Below are 19,590 nucleotides of genomic sequence, written 5' to 3'. Positions count from 1 at the left end.
TGGCCTGGTGACGATGATCGCGCGCGGGGCGCTGGTGTTGATCATGACCATCGGCCTTTCCCTGATGGGAATCGGGCCCTCTACCGGCGAACCGAGATCGGGCCGGTTCGACCTGCAGGCCCATCGGGGCGGGCTCGGTCTGACCGTGGAGAGCACGATCACCGGCTTCTCCCGGGCGCTGGAGCTCGGCGTGAGCACGCTCGAGCTGGACGTCCAGATCACCGAGGACGGGCACGCCGTGGTCACCCACGACCGCAAGGTGTCCGGGACGAAGTGCCGCGACACGGGCCCGTACACGCCGGGTGATCCGGAGTTCCCGTACGTCGGGAAGTGGGTCAAGGACCTCACCCTGGCGCAGGTACGGCAGCTCGACTGCGGCAGCCAGCGGCTGGCCGACCACCCGGGCCAGACCCTCGATCCGGGCGCCCGGATGCCGGAGCTGCGGGACGTCTTCGCGCTGGTCCAGCGCTACCGGGCGCACCAGGTCCAGCTCAACATCGAGACCAAGGTCGAGGCCGGAGCGCCGGAAGAGACGGCGCCGCGGGAACAGTTCGTCCAGGTCGTCGCCGCAGAGGTACGCAAGGCCCGGATCGCCCGCCAGGTGACGATCCAGAGCTTCGACTGGGGCGCCCTGATGCGGATGCGCGAGGTCGCGCCCTCGCTGCCGATCGTCGCGCTGACCAACCGCGACTTCCTGCAGACCGGTCAGGCCGGCGCGTCGCCCTGGCTCGGCGGAATCGACATCGACGACTTCGACGGCGACCTGATCAAGGCCGTGACCTCGTTCGGCGCCGACGCCGTCTCCCCGGTGCACGGCTTCCCGCAGAACGGCAAGATCAGCGATCCCGGCTACCAGCCGTACGTCGACCGGGCCATGGTCCGCTCCGCCCACCGGGCCGGGATCAAGATCGTTCCGTGGACCGTCGACGACCCGGCCACGATGGCCTCCCTGATCGAACTCGGCGTGGACGGCATCATCACCGACTACCCGGATCGCCTGCGCACCGTACTCGATGATCATGGAATCCGGCTGCCCCGGAGCTACCGCGCACCGCAGGTCGAGCCGCTGCCGCAGGCCCACGCGCACAACGACTACGAGCACCTGAACCCGCTGACGGACGCGCTGGATCGCGGCTTCAGCAGCGTCGAGGCGGACGTCTGGCTGATCGACGGCGAGCTCCGGGTCGCCCATGATCAGGATCAGACCGAGCCCGGCCGCACCCTGGAGAAGCTGTATCTCGACCCGCTGGCCGAGCGGGCCGAACAGGGCCGCGGCAGCATCTACCCGGCCGAACCCGGTGCCCCGATGCAGCTCTTGATCGACATCAAGAGCGACGGTCCGACGACGTACGCGGCCATCGACCGGGCCCTGCGGAAGTACGACGACGTGTTCAGCCGGTTCACCGAGCGCGGGATCGAGGAGCGCGCGGTGACCGCGGTGATCAGCGGCAACCGGCCGCTCGAGGTGATGCAGCAGCAGCCGGACCGCTTCGCCGGCTACGACGGCCGATTGTCCGATCTCGGCTCCGGCTACGGCCCGGAACTGATGCCGCTGGTCAGCGACAACTGGACCAACCACTTCGACTGGGACGGCACCGGCACCTTCCCGGCCGCCGAACGGGCGAAGCTGAACAAGATCATCTCCGACGCCCACGTGGCCGGCTACCGGGTCCGGTTCTGGGCCACCCCAGACCAGCCGGGCGCCGCCCGCGAGGCGCTCTGGCGGGAACTGGTCGCCGCCGGCGTCGACCACGTGAACACCGACGACCTGCACGGCCTGGAGCTGTTCCTCCGCGCGCGTTGAGTCGCCCGGCAGCCGTTCGGTACCCTTTCAGCGCCGTCCCCGGGTCACATCCACCGGGGCGCCGGCCGCGTTAGCTCAGTGGTAGAGCGTCGATCTTGTAAATCGAAAGTCGAGAGTTCGATTCTCTCACGCGGCTCCCAGCCCGAGCCCGTCGAAGTAGGCGACCGTCTCGGCCGGCGTCTCGCCCGGCTCCACTTTCCCGCCGGGCGCCGACCACCGGAGCCCCTGCGGAGAGGAGTTCTCGACCACCACCAACGAGTCGCCGCAACGAACCAAGCCGGAGACCACCAACTGTGCACTTGCCGCCGCCATCGCATCGCCTCTCGTGTCGCAAATCTGACGATAGCTTCAGAAAGCCCGGACTCCTCGGGCCGGTTCCGCAAACTATCGTCAGATCTGCGACAGCGCTCGCCTCGGACGTATGCGGCGCTGCTCGCGCTTTCCTGCCGGGCCGACCCGGCGGCCGGTAGGCTCCCGCGCGTGACCTCGATGGCGGAGATTCAGGCACGACGTGAGCCGGTCCGGCAGCCGAGCCCAGGTGACTGATCCGGACTCCGGTGAGGAGCCGGACGGCATCGTCGGTCCGGGCGGTGAACTCTCCCCGCATCCGCGTCGACCGGGTCATCACTGGCCGACCCTGCCGCCGAAACCGCCGGCCGGACCACCGGCTCAGACGAGTCCGCCGACCCCGGACCCGGTCCGCGCCGGAAGCAAGCCGCTGCACACCCGCAACCGGGACTGGGGTCCGCCGCCCGATCTCCCGGAGACCGAGCAGCAGGAGGGCGGGCTTGTCGGGTTTCTCAAGGGCAGCCTGTGGAAAGTCGCGGGCCTGCTCGTCGCGATTCCGCTCTTCGCGATCCTCGGCGTCCAGCAATGCCAGTCGCAGTTGAGCGGGGTGGCCGAGATCGCCGAGCTTCCTGGCGTGACGGCGGTGGACAGCGACCAGCAGCGCATCGTCCTGAGTACGACCATCACCCGGGACCAGGCTCGGCAGGTCGTCGACCGGGCGTACGGGCTGCAGCCCGGCTGGGAGCTCGTCCAGGACGACGTCTCGATGATGATCATGAAACGGAAGTCCACCTACACCGCGCCGGCCGACCTCTATCCCCCGCTCGACGTCCTGCTCGCGCTGGGGCAGGCCGACCTGACCCGGTTCGCCGACATCCAGGTCAGTCTGCAGTCGATCCCGGGCATCTTCGTGATGGCCGAGGTCCGTACGGGCCAGCAGCCGGTTCCGGCCGCTCGCGAACTGCTCGACGCGATGGCGGACGTGACCAGTGACCGGACCAGGCCGCTGCAGGTCCACGGCGACTTCGGCTACCTCATCTTCGACCGGTTGCCGGCGCCGCCGGCCGCTCTGGACGCACTCGCCGAGCTACCGGAGTTCGCCGGGGCGTCCTTCGGGGACGAGAACGCGGTAGCGCTGCGCACCACCCCCGATGACGCGGCCCGAGACTGCCGCAAGGCCGCCACGATCTTCGCGGCCCGCAAGCTCGACGTCCGGCTCACGTACGTCACGGAGCCCGGCCCGAACCCGGCCGAACATCCCTGTTGATCTTGCCGATCAGCGGATGGTGAAGCCGCCGTCCACGACCAGGTCGGCGCCGTTGATCATGTCGGCGGCACCGCTGGCCAGGAACGCGGCGACCGCGGCGATCTCCTCCGGCTTGGCGAACCGGCCGACCGGGATCTCGGCCTGGTGCGCCTCCCCCTTCGGGTTGTCCCAGGCGTCGATGCCGAGCGGGGTCAGCACCACGGTGGGCGAGATCGTGTTCGCCGTCACGCCGCGGCCTGCCCACTCCAAGGCCAGCACCTTGGTCAGTCCCACCACCCCGAACTTCGAGGCGCAGTAGGCGGCGTGTTCGGCGATCGCCACCGAGGCGGCCTGCGAGGCCAGGTTGATGATCCTGCCCCGGCCGCGGTCGAGCATCCGGCGGCCCACCTCCCGGCACATCCGGTAGGTGCCGGTCAGGTTCACCGCCAGGGTGGCGTCCCAGCCGGTGTCGTCGAGCAGTTCGGCCGGCGCCAGCCGGGCGATCCCGGCCGAGTTGACCAGGATGTCCGGCACCCCGGCCCGCTCGACCGTCGCCGCGACGGCCGTCGCCACCGAGGCGCTGGACGCGACATCGCACTGCAGCGCGAGGGCCTCGGGCTGATCATCGGCCCGGGTCGCGTTGAGGGCCGTCGCGACCTCGGCCGCGGCCACAAGATCACGATCCAGCAGCACCACCTGCGCGCCCGAGGCGGCGAACCGTTCGGCGATCGCCCGGCCGATCCCGGAGCCGCCGCCGGTGATCACGGCGACCCGCCCGGTCAGCCGGACCTGCAGTTCGTCGACGTCGACCTCGATGTCGGTGATCAACCCGCCGGTCACTGGCCCGCTTCCTTCTGCCCCGGAATCCCCTCGTAGGCGATGTTTCCGGTCTTCAGGTTCTTCTCGGTCAGCTCGGGCAGCCCGGCCAGGAACTCCTGCCGCTTGGTCACCACGTGCTCCGTCGCCACGTCGACGTTCTCGGTGGTGATCTTGGCCATGATGTACGTCGGCTTGGCGTCCACCTGATCACCGCGCGCGATCGCGGCCGCGACGGCCAGGCCGGCGGAAAGCTCGACGGTGCCGTTCTGCAGCATGGTGCCGATGAACTCGCCGGACTTCACGGCCCGCAGCCCGTCCTCGATACCGTCGATGCCGACCACCGGGGTGTCCGTCATGTCGGCCTCCTTCAGCGCCTGCAGCGCGCCGAGCCCCATGTCGTCGTTCTGCGAGACGACGCCGTCGATCTTGTCGCCGTGGGCGGAGATCCAGTTCTTCATCTTGTTCACCGCCTCGTCCCGCTTCCAGTTGGCGGTGTCCTCCGCGATCACCTTGATGTCCGGGTACTTCTTCAGCACGTTCTCGATCCCGGTCTGCCGGTTGATCTGACCGGACTGACCGAGCGGGCCCTGCAGGACGACGATGTTGCCCTTGCCGCCGAGCTTGTCCGCCATCATCTGCATCTCGCCCTCGCCGGCCAGCACGTCGTCGGGCTGGACGTCGCCGGAGATCTCCGGGTTGTTCAGCGACGCGTTCACTGCGATCACCGGGATGCCGGCCGCCTTCGCCGCGTTGACCTGCGGTTCCAGGGAGTCCGCCTGCACCGGGACGACGACGATCGCGTCCACCTTGGCACTGATCAACTGGTCCATCTGGTTGGCCTGGGTGCTGACGTCGAGGTTGGCCGCGTTCCAGGCCAGCTCGATGTTGTTGGCCTTCGCGTACGCCTCCATCCCCTCCTTGCCGGCGGTGATGAACGAGCTCATGTCGTAGACCGTGACGCCGATCCGGAGCGGCTTGGCACCCCCTTCCCCTTCGCCTTGTTGATCACGGTTCGGGTCGCCGAGACCGCAGGCCGAGACGAGCACCAGCGCACACGCGGTGATCACGGCCAGGACGAGCTTGCGCATGAGAAAACTCCTTTGTCGGTACGAAAGCGCCCTTCGAGGGCTCAGGGGACGAGGGGCTACTGGCGCCGTCGGGCGGTCCAGACGTCGACCGCAACCGCGAAGACGATCAGCACTCCCTTGATCACGTCCTGCCAGTACGAGGGCACCAGCAGGATGTCGAGCCCGTTGTTGAGCGTCTGGATCAGCAGCAGGCCGAGGGCGGTGCCCCAGATCGACCCACGGCCGCCCATCAGGCTGGCCCCGCCGATCACCACGGCGGCGATGGCGTCGAGCTCGTAGCCCTGGCCGAGGTTCGGCGGTCCGGAGATCACCCGGGAGGCCAGCATCACGCCGGACAGTCCGGCCAGCGCGCCGGAGATCGCGTACACGCTGAACAAGACCCGCCGGGTGTTCACGCCGGCGATCTCGGCCGCGACCCGGTTGCCGCCGACCGCGTACACCCGCATGCCGTAAGCGGTCCGCCGCATCACGATCGCCAAGATCACGATGCCGGCGATCATCACCAGCACTGGCACCTGCAGGCCGAGGATCGTCGTGTTGGCGATCGCGCCGAACTCCGGCGGCAGCCCGTTGATCGGCGCCCCGCCACCGATCGCGTACGCGGCGCCGGATCCTGCGGTGAGCATGCCGAGTGTGGTGATGAACGGTGGCACGTTGACCACCGAGACGAAGAACCCGTTGATCGCTCCGGCCAGCAGCCCGACCGCGACCGCGGTCAGCACGGTCAGCCAGACCTGCCCCGGATTGGCCTTGGCCACCGCGGCTCCGGTCATCGCGGCGACCGCGATCACGCTGCCCACCGAGAGGTCGATGCCGCCGGTCAGGATCACCAGGGTCTGGCCGAGCGCGATCAACGCGAACGGCGCGGCCGCGATCAAGATCGTGACCACGTTGTCCACGCTGGAGAAGCGCAGGCTGCGATAGCTGAAGAAGCAGATCACCAGCACGACCACGATCAACATCGCGTTCCGCAGCGCCAGCTGCAGCCACCACTGCCGGGAGAACCGGCGGGCCTCGCCGCCCAGCAGGGTATCCGGCACTTCCGTCCCGGCGACCTCGGGCTCGGTCGCGAGCGCGGTCTTGGCAGGCTGGTTCATCGCACGTCCTCGGTGACTCGTTCGATCGGCTGATGGTCGAGATCGGCCGCCATCGCGAAGATCCGCGCCTGGGCGTCCGGGGCGGAGAGCTCGGCCCGGCTCAGTTCACCGGCGACGGCGCCGCGACGCAGCACCAGCGCTCGGTGGGAAAGGCCGAGGATCTCCGGCATGTCGGAAGAGGCCATGATCACGGCGACCCCGGAGGCGGCCAGGTCGGCCACGATCCGGTAGATCTCGGACCGCGCGCCGACGTCGACGCCGCGGGTCGGCTCGTCGAGCAGCAGTACGTTGATCTTGCCGGTGAGCCAGCGGGCCAGCACCACCTTCTGCTGGTTGCCACCGGACAGCGTGCCGACCTCCTGGCCCAGCCCGCGGGACCGGAGCCGGACCGACCGCATGGCCTCACCGACGGCGCTGACCCGGTCCCGGCCGCGCAGCCAGCCGGCGATCGAGAACTGACCCAGCCGGGGCAGACTGCCGTTGTCCAGCACGGACATGCCGAGGATCGCGCCGCCCGCCTTGCGGTCCTCCGGCACCAGCGCCAGCCCGTGCCGGATCGCCTCGGCCGGGGCGCCGCGGCGCAGCTCGCTCCCGTTGATCATGATCCGGCCGGCCAGCGTCCGCCGGGTGCCGAAGATCGCCTCCAGCAGTTCGGTACGGCCCGCGCCGACCAGACCGGCCAGCCCGAGGATCTCCCCCTTGCGTACCGTCAGGTCGACCGGCGCCGAGGCACCCGCGACCCGCAGCCCGGAGAGCTCCAGCACCCCCGGTACGGACTCGGCCGGCGACTCGGGCAGCTCCGGGAACAGGGTGCCCAGCTCGCGGCCGATCATGGCGGTGACGATGTCCGCGTCGGACACCTCGTCGATCGCCTCGTCCAAGATCAGGCTGCCGTCCCGGAGCACCACCACCCGGTCGGCCAGCGCACGGATCTCGGCCATCTTGTGGGTGGTGTAGACCATCGCCACACCTTGATCACGAAGCCGGCGGACCACCCGGTAGAGCTGTTCCACCTCGCGTTCGGAGATCGCCGAGGTCGGCTCGTCGAGCAGCAGCACCTTGGCGCCGGTCCTGGTGGCCTTGACGATCTCGACGATCTGCTGCAGCCCGACCGGCAGGCTGCGCATCCGCGCCGTCACCCGCAGTTCGACACCGAACTCGTCCAGCGCCCGCTGTGCTTCCTTGATCATCGCCCGCCGGTCCAGCAGCCCGAACCGGCGCAGCTCGCGGCCGACGAACAGGTTCTCGTAGACGGTCAGCTCGGGAATCGAGGCCAGCTCCTGCGGGACGATGGCGACGCCGGCCCGGTGCGCATCCGCGACGCTGCCGCCGTGCAGCTCCCGGCCGTCGATGATCACCCGGCCCCGATCGGCGCGGTACTGCCCGGACGCGATCTTCATCAGCGTCGACTTGCCGGCCCCGTTCTCGCCGGCCAGCGCGGTCACCGTGCCGGCCTCGAGCTCGAGGCTGATCCCGGCCAGCACCGGAACGCCGCCGAAGCCCTTGGTCACGTCCTGACACCGAAGCACCGTCGACGCCGAAGAACCAGCGGTCACGTCGTCCTCCTCCGCACGTTGTCACCGTCGATCGTGCTCGGATGAGCCTCCCAGGAGCGAGAACACGCTCACCTGAGATTTCGGACGATAGTTCACACTCGAGCACTCGTCAAGGCTTAAGCTGCTCACATGAGCAAGACGGAGGGCCAGCCGGTCAAGCGGACCGCTTCGCTGGACGAGCAGCTGTTGATGGCCGACATCGCCCGTCGGCATTTCTGGAACGGGCGCACCCGGGTCGAGATCGCCGACGAGCTGGGCCTGTCCCGGTTCAAGGTGGGCCGGCTGCTGGAGACCGCGATCAGCAGCGGGCTGGTCCGGATCGAGATCAATCTGCCGGAGGCGGTCGACTCGGACCTGTCGCTGCGCCTGAAGGAGCGGTACGGCCTGGACCGGGCCCTGGTCACGGCGCCCCGCGACGAGAGCCCCGAGGGGATCCGGGATGCGCTCGGACGAGCAGCCGCGGCGTTGCTCGCCGACCTGGTCACCGAGGACGACGTCCTCGGCGTGACCTCCGGGCGCTCGATCGACGCCGCGGCCCGGCACCTGACCAGGCTGGCCGGCTGCGAGATCATCCAGCTCACCGGGATGCCCGGAAACCTCAACGACAACCCGGTCGAAGTGCTGCGCCGGGTCACCGAGCTGTCCGGCGGCCAGGCCCACTCGATCTACGCTCCGCTGACGGTGGCGACCGCGGACTCGGCGGAGGCGCTTCGCTCCGATCCCCGGCTGGCCTCGGCGTTCGGCCGGTTCGCGGCGGTGACGATCGCGGTGACCGCGGTCGGCTGCTGGCGGCCGGCGGACTCCCGGTTCCACGACGGCATCGGCGAGGCGGACCGTACCGAACTGCTCCGGCGCGGGGTGATCGCCGATGTCGGCGGGGCGCTGCTCGACGTCGACGGCACGGCGATCCACGACTTCGACGACCGTACCCTCGGCATCGGACTGGAGGGTCTGATGGCGATCGACCAGGTGATCGTCGTCGCGGGCGGCGAGTGGAAGACGCCGGCGATCCGCGCCGCGCTGCGTTCCGGGCTGGCCGAGACGCTGATCACCGACAGCACGGTGGCCCGGCGGCTGCTCGCCGAGCCCTCTTGATCAACTCCGGTCTCCGGTGCGAGAGTGGCCGCCGTGTCTGAACCCTCCGTAGCCGGTTCCACGGCGGAACGGGAGCCGATGGGCCGGGTCGCGGTGGCCAGTTTCATCGGCACCACGATCGAGTTCTTCGACTTCTACGCGTACGGCCTCGCCGCAGCGCTGGTGCTCAACAAGGCGTTCTTCCCGTCGCTCGACCCGGTCACCGGAACCCTCGCGGCGTTCTCCACCTACGCCGTCGCGTTCGTGTCCCGGCCGCTCGGCGCCGCCCTGTTCGGTCACTTCGGCGACCGGATCGGCCGGAAGACGATCCTCATCGTGTCGCTGCTGCTGATGGGCGGCAGCACGTTCCTGGTCGGCCTGCTGCCCGGCTATGCCACCTGGGGCGTACTGGCCCCGGTCCTGCTGGTCCTGCTCCGGTTCGTCCAGGGGATCGGGCTCGGCGGCGAGTGGGGCGGCGCGGCGCTGCTGGCCACCGAGCACGCGCCGCCGGACAAGCGCGGCTTCTACGCGATGTTCCCGCAGCTCGGTCCGGCGGTCGGCTTCATCCTGGCCAACCTCAGCTTCCTCGGCGCCCGGCTGTCGATGAGCCAGCAGGACTTCGAGGCCTGGGGCTGGCGGATCCCGTTCATCGCCTCGGCGGTGCTGATCCTGATCGGCCTCTACATCCGGGTCCGGATCGCCGAGACGCCGGTCTTCCGCCGGGCTCTGGCCGAGGAGCAGGTGACCCGGATTCCGCTGCTCCAGTTGATCACCGCACAGCCGGGTGCGCTGCTGCTCGGCGCCGGCGTGATGATGATCCAGTACACGTTGTTCTACACGTCGACGACGTACCTGTTGAACTACGGGACCCAGGTGCTCAAGCTCGGCGAGATCACCATGCTGGTGGTCGTGCTGCTGGCCGTGGTCGTGCTCGGCCTGGCCACGGTCTTCTCCTCGATCCTCTCGGACCGGGTCGGCCGGCGCCGGGTGCTGGTGATCGCGGCCGCGATTGCGATCGGCTGGGCGTTGTTGATCTTCCCGCTGGTCGACTCGCGCAACCTGTTCCTGATCTGGCTGGCGCTGGCCGGCTGCCTGTGCCTGATGGGGCTCTCGTTCGGCCCGATGGGTGCCTTCCTGCCGGAGCTGTTCCCGACCCGCTACCGCTACAGCGGCGCCGCGCTGTCGTACAGCCTGGGCGGGGTGCTCGGCGGCGCGCTGCCCCCGATCATCGCCGTCCAATTGCAGGCTTCGGTGGGTTCCTGGGCCATCGGCGGGTACATCGCGGTGGTCGCCGCGATCTCGCTCGGCTGTGTCCTCGCACTGCCCGAAACCAGGCAGGTCGACCTCGACGCCAAGGGTCCTGGAACAAATCTCCGGTAACGGCTTGCGTGCCAGAATTCGCGGGTAGTCTTGACCTTCGGATGCGGGGTCGACCGCATGACCCGCAGCGTGCCGGTCCCCCGCATCCCTTAAATTTCAAGGCGTTTCGACAGGAACGCGCGTTCGGCTGTGTTGTCGCTGTGATCGATCGCCCGGCGGTACGCGAGCGCCGCCTCCTCGGTCCGCCCGGCCCGTCGCAGCAGGTCCGCCCGGGCCGCCGCGTACTGCTTGGTCCAGTCCCGGTTTCCGGTCTCCGGCAGCCCCGCCAACTCGGCCAGGCCGGCCTCCGGACCCCGGTGCATCGCGACCGCGATCGCCCGGTTCAGCCGGACCGTCGGCGACGGGACCAGGGTGAGCAGCTGGTCGTACAGTCCGACGATGCGGGCCCAGTCGGTGTCCGCCGCCCGGGCCGCGGTGACGTGGCAGCCGACGATCATCGCCTGCAGCTGGTACGGGCCGAGGCGCTCCCGCCGGACGGCCCGGCGCAGCCGGTCCAGCCCGGCGCCGATCATGGCCTGATCCCACAGCGACCGGTCCTGGTCCGCCAGCCCGATCAACTCCCCGGCCGGGCCGACCCGGCCGTGCTGCCGGGCGCCCTGCAGCAGGAGCAGCGCGAGCAGGCCGCCGGCCTCCGGGTCGTCGGGCATCAGCAGCGCCACCAGGTCGGCCAGCCGGATCGCCTCGGTCATCAGGTCCGGCCGGGCCAGGTCATCGCCGGCCGTCGCCGTGTAGCCCTCGTTGAACAGCAGGTAGATCACGCCGAGCACCGCCGCCGTCCGTTCCGGCAGCCGGTGATCGGGCGGCACCCGGTACGGGATCCCGGCCTGGATGATCTTGGCCTTGACCCGGACCAGGCGCTTCGCCATGGTCGGTTCCGGAACGCCGAAGGCCCGGGCGATCTCGGCCGTGGTCAGCCCGGCCAGGGTCCGCAGCGCGAGCGCCACCTGGGCCTCGAACGCCAGCGCCGGATGGCAGCAGGTGAAGATCAACCGGAGCCGGTCGTCGGTCAGCGGCGAGGCCGTCGGGTCCGGGTCGTACGCCTCACCGCGGTCACCCTCGGTCATGATCAACTCCTGCAGCTTGGTCCGGCCGACCTGGTCCCGGCGGAGCCGGTCCAGGGCCCGGCGCCGGGCCACGGTGGTCAGCCAGGCGCCCGGCCGATCCGGGATCCCGTCCCGGTCCCAGGTGCGCAGCGCCAGCGCGAACGCCTCCTGCGCACAGTCCTCGGCGAGGTCCCAGCCACCGGTCTGCCGGATCAGGGACGCCACGATGCGGCCCCACTCGTCCGTGAAGGCCGCGGCCACGGCGGCCGCGACCGCGGGGCTCGGCTCCTGCGTCACGGTCCGATGACCGGCCTGATCTCCACCTGACCGAAGTCGCTGGCCGGGTGCCCGGCGGCGATCTCGATCGCGGCGTCGAGATCATCGACGTCGATCAGCGCGAACCCGCCGATCTGGTCCTTGCCCTCGAGGAAGGGCCCGTCGGTGAGCAGCACCTGATCATCGCGGACCCGGACCGTCGTCGCCAGCGGGCTCGGTCGCAGGCCCTCATGAGCCACCAGCACGCCGCGCTGCACCAGGTCGTCCATCCAGTCCTGGAACTGACGGCCCTTCTCCGGGGTCGCTATCCGGTCGACCCGGCTCTCGTCGGCACTGATCAACAGCAGGTAACGCATCGCACCCTCCTGGGTTTCTCCGGTCACCCTAACGACGGACGGCCGGTCGCCCGGATGGACAGCGGACGAGAATGATCCGGTGCCGGTCCAGCAGCCCGGTCGCCGTTCGTCGCCTTCGTGAAGGCCCAGTGATCAGGAGGAACCATGGAATCCACGACGTCCGCCGACGGCACGATCATCGCGTTCGACCGGGACGGCTCGGGCGACCCGATCGTCTTCGTCGCCGGCGCGTTCAACGACCGGACCAGATGCGCCCCGGTCGCCGAGCAACTGCGGGACCGGCACTCGGTGATCTGCTACGACCGGCGCGGCCGCGGTGACAGCACCGACGAGGGCACGGTGGCCGGCATCCCGGCCGAGGGACCGGACCGGGAACTGGCCGACCTGGCCGCGGTGATCGAGGCGGTCGGCGGATCGGCCGCCGTCTTCGGCTTCTCGTCCGGCGGCGTGCTGGCGCTGCGGGCCGCGGCGGCCGGCCTGCCGATCACCCGGATCGCGCTGTACGAGCCGCCGATCGGGAAGCCCCAGGCGTCCGACCTGCCGTACCGGCTGGCGGAGTTGATCATCGCCGGCCGGCGCGGGGATGCGGTCGTCACCTTCCAGACCGAGGGGATCGGGCTGCCTGCCGCCATGGTCGCGGAGCTCAGAGATTCGCCCGGCTGGCCATACCTGGAAGCGATCGCGACCTCGGTCGTGTACGACGCCGCGCTGACCGGGCTCGGCCTGCCGGACGCACTGCCGGAGCTGCCCATGATCGTGATCAACGGCGCCGAGACCTGGCCCGTCCTGCGCGAACTGGCCGCCGGCCTGGCCGCGACGGTGCCCGGACTGCGGCACCTCGAGATCCCCGGCGGCGAGAACCACACCATGCCGCCCGCCGCGACCGCCGAGGCCGTCCGGGCCTTCCTGGCCGGAACTTCCTCATGATCACGGAGCGTCGCGACGGCCGGTTCGGTCAGCGGCGGTCGGGCGTGAGCCGGTAGACGTTGAGGCCGTCGGTCTCGGTGACCAGCCAGTCGCCGGTGACCGCGCGGACCGTGCCCTCGACCGGATCCAGCCGGCGGGCGCCGGTGCGGTCGATGGCCGTCGTGCTGGTGGCCGACTCGAACCACAGGTAGCGGCCGGTGGCGGCCCGCAGGTTGCCGAACTGGTCCAGGTCGGCCGACTCGCCGACCTTCGGGGCGCGGATCGGCAGGCCGCTGCTCAGCACCGTGCCGCTCTCCTGACCCGGCCAGGCGAAGTAGGCGCCGTCCGAGTCCCGGCCGAGCGAGCCGAGGGCCTGGAAGCCGTCGGTCAGTTCGTACTCGCGTTCCTCGACGAGATCGACCAGCACGGTGTGCGGGCTGGTCGTGTCACCCTCGCCCGGCCGGACCGCGATCGCGGCAAGGTCCTCCGCGGATTCGTACAGATCGACCTCCGGCCGCCGCCAGCTGCCCCGATGCTCCGAGGTCAACACGACCTCGCCGCTCTCCAGATCGACCACCACCGGAGTCCAGTCCTCCAGGTCCGGTCCGTCCACCCGTTGGGCCAGGACGTGGTCGCCGCTCACCCAGCTCGCGGCGTAGCCGGAGAGGGTCCAGAGCCGGTCGCCCGAGTCGGAGTCGAAGGCCGTGATCGCCCGCTGTTCCTCGTCGGAGGTCCGCAGCTCGACGATCACCGCGTCCTCGGTCACGTCGGCCACCGCGATCGGTCCCTCGTCGCCGCTGATCGACCGGGACCACTGCAGGTCACCGTCCTCGGTGGAGAAGCCGGCGACGCCGTACTCGTTCGCGCCGATGCAGTCCACGGCGTCGCAGCGGTAGTCGGCCGCGATCAGGTCGGCCGGCCCCTCGCCGAACGAGCCGGCCACATGATCGATGGTCCGCGGCTCGTCCGCGTCGCCGAGGTTCAGCTGCCTGGGCAGCCGCCACTGCTGGGTGCCGTCGGCTCCCATCAGGTACGCGATCTTGTCCGGTCCGGCGAACACCACACCCGAATCCGTGACGGCGATCGGCTTGTCGTCCGCCGCCGCGAATCCGTCCGCCACCAGTTCGGCGTCCAGCTTCGGAGCCGCGGGCGGCTTCTTGGTCGGCTTCGGCGTGGCGCTCGGGGTCGGGCTCGCGCTGGGCGCTGAGCGTTCCGTGGCGCTCGGATCGGGGGTCGGCGTGGACTGCGGCGTAGCCGTGCAGCCGGTCACCATCACGGCCACACCGAGCACGAGCAGTCTGGCGTACGTCCTCAACGGTCAGCTCTCCGTCCGCAGGCAGATCGATCGGTCCGGCCACGATTCTGCCGGACGGGAGGGCACCGCTGGGACGGGCACAGCCGTTCGGGTCCGGATTCGTCGGGGCGGCGTAGTGTGAGTCGATGAGCAAACGGTCCGAAGCGAAAGCCCGAGCCCGGCAGCAGGACCAACAGGTTGAGGCGCGTGCGCAGGCGCACCGCACCGCGACGGCGAATGCCCTCGGCCGTCCCGAATCCGAGGTCCGTGCCCGGCTCAAGTTCGAGTACACCAACGCGGGACTCGAGCTCGACGACACGTTCGAGGCGGCGATCAAGGAACTCGTCGCCGGACGCCCTGCCTGATCATCCCCCTGGATCGACCCCCGGGCCCGCAAGGATGGCGCCGATACCCTCACTCAACAACGGAGGTTCGGATGCCAGATCACCTGACGCGTCGATCCCTACTCATCGGTGGCGCCGCCGCCGGAATCGGCCTGACCATCGGCGTCGCCGAGGCAGAGGCCGCTTCCCGCGGCGTCGCCTACCGCTATCAACAACAGCCGAACGGCTGGTACTGCTCGGCCGCGTCCGCCCGGATCGCCCTCAGCACGACCTTGCTCCGCCGCGGCGACGCCATCCCGAGCCAGAACAGCCTGGCCAAGTCCCTCAACCTGCACCCCTACGACGGCCCGAGCCGCGAGAACATGGGGCTCAAGGAACCGGACCTGATCGCCAAGGTGCTGAACCGCCGGCTCGGCTACACCGGCCTCTCCTATCGCTACCGGTTCCGCATCGCCCCGAGCGGCACCCTCTACCGGGACCTGCAGGCGAAGGTCCGCAGCAGCATCAATGCGGGCCATCCCGTCGTGATCAACATGAACCAGGTCGACAGCAATCGCTATGCGGGGCACTACATCGCGATCGTCGGCTACTCGGACCGGCAGTACAAGATCGCCGATCCCGCGAACTCCAACCGCGCCGGCGTCTGGCGGGACAAGCAGAAGATCGTCGACTGGAACAAGCTCAACCGCTTCACCTACTTCGGGTACGCGGGCTAGTAGCTGCCGGTGATCACCGTGCCGACGGGGTCAGCCGGCATGAACGAGCGTGGCGCCGGCCTTGGCCAACGTTCGTGACATCGGGGCGTTCCTCGGCTTGTCGGTGATCACCCCGGCGACCGCGTCGAGCGGGAAGACGGTGTAGCGGGAAGCGGTACCGATCTTCTCGGCGCTGCCGAGGACATAGGTCGCTGCGGCGCGTGCGGCCAGCGCACGCTTCATGGCGGCCTCCTCGGCATCGCCGGTGGTCAGGCCGGCGGCGGGGTGGATGCCGGTGACGCCGAGGAAGAAGAGGTCGGCGCTGATTTGGCCGGCCGCCTCGACGGCGACGGCACCGCAGGCGACCGCGGAGTGCTTGAAGACCCGGCCGCCGATCAGGAAGACCTCGGCCTCGTGGTCGAGCAGGGCCGCGGCGATGGTCGGGCTGTGCGTGATGATCGTTCCCCGGAAGCTCTTCGAGAGTTCATGGGCCATCGCGAGGGTCGTAGTTCCGCCGTCGAGGATGACGGTGGAACCGGGCTCGATCAGCGCGACCGCCGCTGCGGCCACACGCTGTTTGCTCTCCGGCGCGACGGCGGCGCGGGCGGCATAGTCAGCGACGGCCGGCGAGGCGGGCAGCGCGCCGCCGTAGACGCGCACGGCCAGGCCCTGGGCGTCGAGTTCGCGCAGATCGCGGCGGATGCTGTCCTCGGACAGGCCCAGTTCGGCCGCGATCTCCTTCGCGACGATGCGGCCGTCGCGGCGCAGACCAGGACGTCGCCATCGCCGAAGGCCGCGGCATCCCGGTGTACTACTCACTCGACGAGATCCCCGGTGCACCCGTGCCGGCCCAGTGACGAGCCGCCTCCGTGATCAAGGTCGCGACCCGCCCCGTCAGTCGACGGAGATCGCCTCCCGCGCCGTCACGCCGTTGACGGTGATCACCAGCTCGGCCAGGCCGGGCCGGAGAGCGGTCAGCCGGCCGGTTCCCGGATCGTAGGCGACGATCGCCTCCGGGTCCGGCCGGCGCTGTTTGGGATCACCGATCCACACCCCGGCCCCGCCCCAGGTCGCGCTGACCGGCCAGGCCACCGGGACCCGGCGGTCGCCGTCCTGAACGATGGAGGCGCCGGCGGCGGCGGTCTCGCCGACCGCGAGGGTGGCGGGCACGGTGAGGTCGATGTCGTCCACCCGGGCCCGGGTCTCCACCCGCAGCCAGTCCAGTCGATCATGACTGCCGGTGGCCGGGCCCTTCGCCGGGTCGATGCCGAGCAGCGACCAGCCGGTGAAGCCGCCCCGGTCCGGCGCCCCGGACGGGCCCTTGCCGGAGTTGCCGTTGATCAGCCGGGACACGCCGCCGGACGCCTCGGCGTAGAAGGTCCCGACGTGGCCGTTGATCAAGGCCACCGATTTCCCTTGCTCAGCACGGAAGCGGGCCAGCAGCCGGTCCAGTGCGGCGGCCTCGTGCCGGTCGCCGAGCTGGCTCGCCTGGTCCGGGTGCGGGTCGTCGATCGGGTGGTGGTGGAAGATCAGCACGCCGGTGATCTCGGGATCCTGCGCGGCGTCGGCGAGCTGGGCCTCGAGCATCCGCAACTGCTCGGTGCTGCCGCCCGGGTGCAGCGTGCCGGTGCTCGAGTTCAGTGTGATGATCTTGGTCGGACCAAGCTCGCGATGGGTCGATGACGCCCCGAAGATCGACTCGAAGTTGCCGATCGGGCCACCCATGATCTCGTGGTTCCCCGGTACGTAGACGTACGGCAACTTGGTGCCGATCTCCTCGTCCAGGATCCGCTTCGCCAGCTCGAAGTCGATCATGGCCGCCTCGTCGACGAAGTCGCCGTTGATCACCAACAGGTCCGGCTTCGCGGCGACGATCTCGCGCAGGGTGCGCCGGGCGGCGGCAACCAGGTCGCTGTCCGGGTTGCGGCCGACGAACTGGCTGTCGCTCATCACGGCGATCCGCTGCGGGCGGCCGGCCACCGTGCCCTGGCTGATGATCACCGGATCGCGCAGCACGGCCGGCTCCGGCAGGTCGACCTCCGGCGGCACCTGGGCGGCCAGGCCGGCGATCTCCAGCCGGTCGGTGTACGAGGCGTCGGATCGGATCTCCATGAACCGCAGCGCGGTCACGGTCAGCGGGAACGCGGTGCCGGCCGGCACCGGGAACCGCACCTGCCGCCAGCCGGTCCAGTCGATGTTGGGGCCGTCCAGGTTGGTCGAGGTCCCGTCGCCCCGGGTGACCTGGATCCGTGGCCACTCCCCCTTGCCGGTGCCGTTGATCCACAGGGTCAGGGCCTGCGGCTGACCGCCGACCGCGATCGGCTGCACCGGCACCGCGTACATGCCGCGGGTCGCGGTCGACTGGGTGAAGTCGAAGTCGAGTCCGAGCGCCGGGCCGCCCTCCGGTCCGGTGGCGGCGGACAGGGTGCCGGTGGCCCGGGCGGTCTGCACCTTCCACGCGGACGGGTCGGCGAAGTCGGCCAGCTCCGTCTCGGTGAAGCCGATGGTGACCGGCACCGTGACCTGGTGCCCCTGCACGGTGAACGTGATCTTGCCCGCGCCGGTCTCGATGGTCGGCGTGATCATGAACCCACCGGACGGGCCGGGCGTGACCCGGACCCCGTCGCCGGCGACGACCTTCACGTCGCGCGGCTCGACCGGCACCCGGTGCCCGTCGGCGTCGACGGCGGTCAGGGTGATCGTCGCGGTCGATTCCGCGTCCGGCAGCGCGACGATCGGGTCCGACGGTTCCAGGCGGGTCATCGGGCCGTGCACCCGGAGCGCGACCTCGGCACTGCCGGTACGGGTCCGGAACCGGACCGTGCCGCTGCCCGCGGCCCGGCCCACAACCACCGCGTCGGAGGTGGCGCGCGGATCGGCCAGCGTGATCACTTCGGTGGGCCGGGCCTGGAAGGTCCCCTGGACCGAGGCGGCGGCGAGGTTGCCGTCCAGCCCGGTCCCGGACACGGTCCGGCTCAGCCCGGGCAGCAGGTCGTACGCCTCGGGCCGGCCCAGTCCGTGCGCGGGCTCGATCGCCGGCCGCAGCGCGACGTCGGTGATCGGCTCAGCGGGTGCGGTGGACCGGAACACCAGCGCGTTCGCGTCGGCGCGTTCCCGTCCGTCGGACGGCCTGTTGATCACGGTACGGTCCTCCGTCCCGGCCGGTCGGGCCACCAGGGTCGACGACCCGCCGCCGTCGAGATTGACGGCGTTCCAGGCCCCGAGTTCGATCATGAACCGGGTCAGCTCGGCGATCGTCATCCCGTGCGCGTCGCCCTGCCGGCCGTCGATGCTGACCACGATCAGCCGACTGCCGTCCTTGCTCACCCCGACCGCGGTCCGGGCCGCCGCGACCTGGTCCTGGTCGGTCGGCTCGCCGTCGGTGAGCAGTCGTTGATCACCGCCGACCGCGAGGTCGACGTCCGCGCTGGCCTGCACCGTGAGCTCGGCGGCGTCGCCGACCTCGGCTCCGGCCAGCCGCTCGGCCGCCGTGCCGCGGGCGACCAGGGCCGAGCCGCCCTCGGGCAGGTCGAGGGGCCCGCCGAGCAGGGCCCGGTCGGTCGAGTTGCCGGTCACCTGGCCGGCCACGATCGTCACGATCCGTACCGGCTCGTCGGCGTCGAGCAGCCGGCCGACCGGGAAGTCGCCCCAGACCTGGTTGAACAGGCCGATCGAGTTCTTCGCGAAGCTGGGTGAGTTGACCGACCGGAGCTGCTCGGTGGTGCCGTCGATCCGTACCGTCGCGGCCGACATCAGCTCCCGTACCGCAGCCTTGCCGTTCTTCAGCGTGAACGCCTGCCGCGGGTCGGCGCCGGCGGTCCGCAGCCCGTCGGTGGGCGAGATGTTGGTGCCGACCGGGGCGTCAGACCGGTTCAGGTCGAAGTAGTCGCCGTTCACGGCGGCGACCGTGCGGCCCTTCGCACCGGCGTCGCTCTGCTCGGCGAACTCGCTGACCGGCGCGGGCGAGCCGGCCACGTCGCCGCCGTCCTCGACGTCCAGCTCGAGGGTCGGCACCGACAGGTCGGCGCTGAGCACCGAGCCGGTCACCCAGCCGCCCGGCTGCAGGCGCTGGAACGAGGTCAGGTTGAGGCCGGGCGCGACCCGGACCGACCGGTCCCGCAACAAAGCGGAGTCACCTCCGGATAGGTCGGGCGCGGCGGGCGACTCGGCGGCCGCGAGGCCACTCGTCGCCAGTCCTCCCACGGCCGTCAGGCACAGTCCGGTCAACACGGCCGCAACAGCGGCCAGGCGGCGACGCGTCATGATCCCCCTCAGCGAGTACGTCCGCGCTCAGACTGGCATCACTTTGCCAGTCTTTGCCGGG

17 protein-coding genes and 1 tRNA gene are annotated in these 19,590 nt (G+C 70.5%); 8 read left to right on the top strand and 10 right to left on the bottom strand.

What is annotated here, in order from left to right:
- Nucleotides 1-13: 13 nt before the first annotated feature.
- Nucleotides 14-1,804: a glycerophosphodiester phosphodiesterase family protein gene (locus ACFQU4_RS07530; protein WP_377490513.1), complete on the top strand. Its 1,791-nt coding sequence runs from the start codon at nt 14-16 to the stop codon at nt 1,802-1,804.
- Nucleotides 1,805-1,868: 64 nt separating this feature from the next.
- Nucleotides 1,869-1,940 (top strand) — tRNA-Thr (locus tag ACFQU4_RS07525).
- On the opposite strand, the gene ACFQU4_RS07520 is transcribed toward ACFQU4_RS07525, so the two are convergent.
- Nucleotides 1,931-2,116, bottom strand: a complete 186-nt coding sequence (locus ACFQU4_RS07520) for an NUDIX hydrolase (protein ID WP_377488993.1) — start codon at nt 2,114-2,116, stop codon at nt 1,931-1,933. The genes ACFQU4_RS07525 and ACFQU4_RS07520 overlap by 10 nt on opposite strands.
- Nucleotides 2,117-2,342: 226 nt before the next feature.
- Here ACFQU4_RS07520 and ACFQU4_RS07515 point away from each other — a divergent pair, with 226 nt between their 5' ends.
- Nucleotides 2,343-3,359, top strand: a complete 1,017-nt coding sequence (locus ACFQU4_RS07515) for a hypothetical protein (protein ID WP_377488990.1) — start codon at nt 2,343-2,345, stop codon at nt 3,357-3,359.
- Between the two features lie 9 nt (nt 3,360-3,368).
- On the opposite strand, the gene ACFQU4_RS07510 is transcribed toward ACFQU4_RS07515, so the two are convergent.
- Genes ACFQU4_RS07510 through ACFQU4_RS07495 form a run of 4 tightly spaced genes read right to left on the bottom strand, consistent with a single transcriptional unit; the run spans nt 3,369 to nt 7,898 of the window.
- Nucleotides 3,369-4,178, bottom strand: coding sequence for a GolD/DthD family dehydrogenase (locus ACFQU4_RS07510; RefSeq protein ID WP_377488987.1), 810 nt, complete (start codon nt 4,176-4,178; stop codon nt 3,369-3,371).
- The gene (locus ACFQU4_RS07505; protein ID WP_377488984.1) at nt 4,175-5,245 is read right to left on the bottom strand and encodes a substrate-binding domain-containing protein; all 1,071 of its coding nucleotides are present in this window, start codon (nt 5,243-5,245) and stop codon (nt 4,175-4,177) included. The genes ACFQU4_RS07510 and ACFQU4_RS07505 overlap by 4 nt, the downstream gene beginning before the upstream one ends.
- A gap of 56 nt (nt 5,246-5,301) precedes the next feature.
- Nucleotides 5,302-6,342, bottom strand: a complete 1,041-nt coding sequence (locus tag ACFQU4_RS07500) for an ABC transporter permease (RefSeq protein WP_377488981.1) — start codon at nt 6,340-6,342, stop codon at nt 5,302-5,304.
- A complete protein-coding gene (locus ACFQU4_RS07495) occupies nt 6,339-7,898 on the bottom strand; it encodes a sugar ABC transporter ATP-binding protein (RefSeq protein ID WP_377488978.1) in 1,560 nt (519 codons plus the stop codon). Before ACFQU4_RS07495 ends, ACFQU4_RS07500 begins: the two co-directional genes overlap by 4 nt.
- A 129-nt stretch (nt 7,899-8,027) precedes the next feature.
- Here ACFQU4_RS07495 and ACFQU4_RS07490 point away from each other — a divergent pair, with 129 nt between their 5' ends.
- Together ACFQU4_RS07490 and ACFQU4_RS07485 are read left to right on the top strand one after the other, a co-directional pair.
- Nucleotides 8,028-8,993 carry a sugar-binding transcriptional regulator gene (locus ACFQU4_RS07490; protein ID WP_377488975.1) on the top strand — a complete coding sequence of 322 codons (966 nt, stop codon included), beginning with the start codon at nt 8,028-8,030 and terminating at the stop codon, nt 8,991-8,993.
- 33 nt (nt 8,994-9,026) lie between these two features.
- The gene (locus ACFQU4_RS07485) at nt 9,027-10,352 is read left to right on the top strand and encodes an MFS transporter (RefSeq protein ID WP_377488972.1); all 1,326 of its coding nucleotides are present in this window, start codon (nt 9,027-9,029) and stop codon (nt 10,350-10,352) included.
- Nucleotides 10,353-10,441: 89 nt separating this feature from the next.
- Here ACFQU4_RS07485 and ACFQU4_RS07480 read toward each other — a convergent pair whose 3' ends face one another.
- Both ACFQU4_RS07480 and ACFQU4_RS07475 read right to left on the bottom strand, forming a co-directional pair.
- Nucleotides 10,442-11,692, bottom strand: coding sequence for an RNA polymerase sigma factor (locus ACFQU4_RS07480; protein WP_377488969.1), 1,251 nt, complete (start codon nt 11,690-11,692; stop codon nt 10,442-10,444).
- Complete coding sequence (locus ACFQU4_RS07475; RefSeq protein WP_377488966.1) at nt 11,689-12,027, bottom strand: YciI family protein; 339 nt, start codon at nt 12,025-12,027, stop codon at nt 11,689-11,691. The genes ACFQU4_RS07480 and ACFQU4_RS07475 overlap by 4 nt, the downstream gene beginning before the upstream one ends.
- 144 nt (nt 12,028-12,171) lie before the next feature.
- Between ACFQU4_RS07475 and ACFQU4_RS07470 the strand changes: the two genes are divergently transcribed.
- A complete protein-coding gene (locus ACFQU4_RS07470) occupies nt 12,172-12,954 on the top strand; it encodes an alpha/beta fold hydrolase (protein ID WP_377488963.1) in 783 nt (260 codons plus the stop codon).
- Nucleotides 12,955-12,982: 28 nt separating this feature from the next.
- On the opposite strand, the gene ACFQU4_RS07465 is transcribed toward ACFQU4_RS07470, so the two are convergent.
- Nucleotides 12,983-14,248 (bottom strand): PQQ-binding-like beta-propeller repeat protein, encoded by a 1,266-nt coding sequence (locus ACFQU4_RS07465; RefSeq protein ID WP_377488960.1) that lies wholly within the window; start codon nt 14,246-14,248, stop codon nt 12,983-12,985.
- A gap of 125 nt (nt 14,249-14,373) precedes the next feature.
- On the opposite strand from ACFQU4_RS07465, the gene ACFQU4_RS07460 reads away from it, so the two are divergent.
- Both ACFQU4_RS07460 and ACFQU4_RS07455 read left to right on the top strand, forming a co-directional pair.
- A complete protein-coding gene (locus ACFQU4_RS07460) occupies nt 14,374-14,592 on the top strand; it encodes a hypothetical protein (RefSeq protein ID WP_377488957.1) in 219 nt (72 codons plus the stop codon).
- 71 nt (nt 14,593-14,663) lie between these two features.
- Complete coding sequence (locus ACFQU4_RS07455; protein WP_377488954.1) at nt 14,664-15,287, top strand: C39 family peptidase; 624 nt, start codon at nt 14,664-14,666, stop codon at nt 15,285-15,287.
- A gap of 30 nt (nt 15,288-15,317) precedes the next feature.
- Here the strand turns inward: ACFQU4_RS07455 and ACFQU4_RS07450 are convergent, their stop codons facing one another.
- Both ACFQU4_RS07450 and ACFQU4_RS07445 read right to left on the bottom strand, forming a co-directional pair.
- Nucleotides 15,318-16,106: a DeoR/GlpR family DNA-binding transcription regulator gene (locus tag ACFQU4_RS07450; RefSeq protein WP_377488951.1), complete on the bottom strand. Its 789-nt coding sequence runs from the start codon at nt 16,104-16,106 to the stop codon at nt 15,318-15,320.
- 54 nt (nt 16,107-16,160) lie between these two features.
- Nucleotides 16,161-19,529 (bottom strand): phosphodiester glycosidase family protein, encoded by a 3,369-nt coding sequence (locus tag ACFQU4_RS07445; RefSeq protein WP_377488948.1) that lies wholly within the window; start codon nt 19,527-19,529, stop codon nt 16,161-16,163.
- Nucleotides 19,530-19,590: the final 61 nt, after the last annotated feature.

Source organism: Microlunatus sp. GCM10028923, from assembly GCF_042666975.1.
Taxonomy (GTDB): domain Bacteria; phylum Actinomycetota; class Actinomycetes; order Propionibacteriales; family Propionibacteriaceae; genus Microlunatus.
The sequence above is the reverse complement of the archived record's forward strand: the minus strand, read 5'-3'. Positions and strand labels throughout refer to the sequence as shown.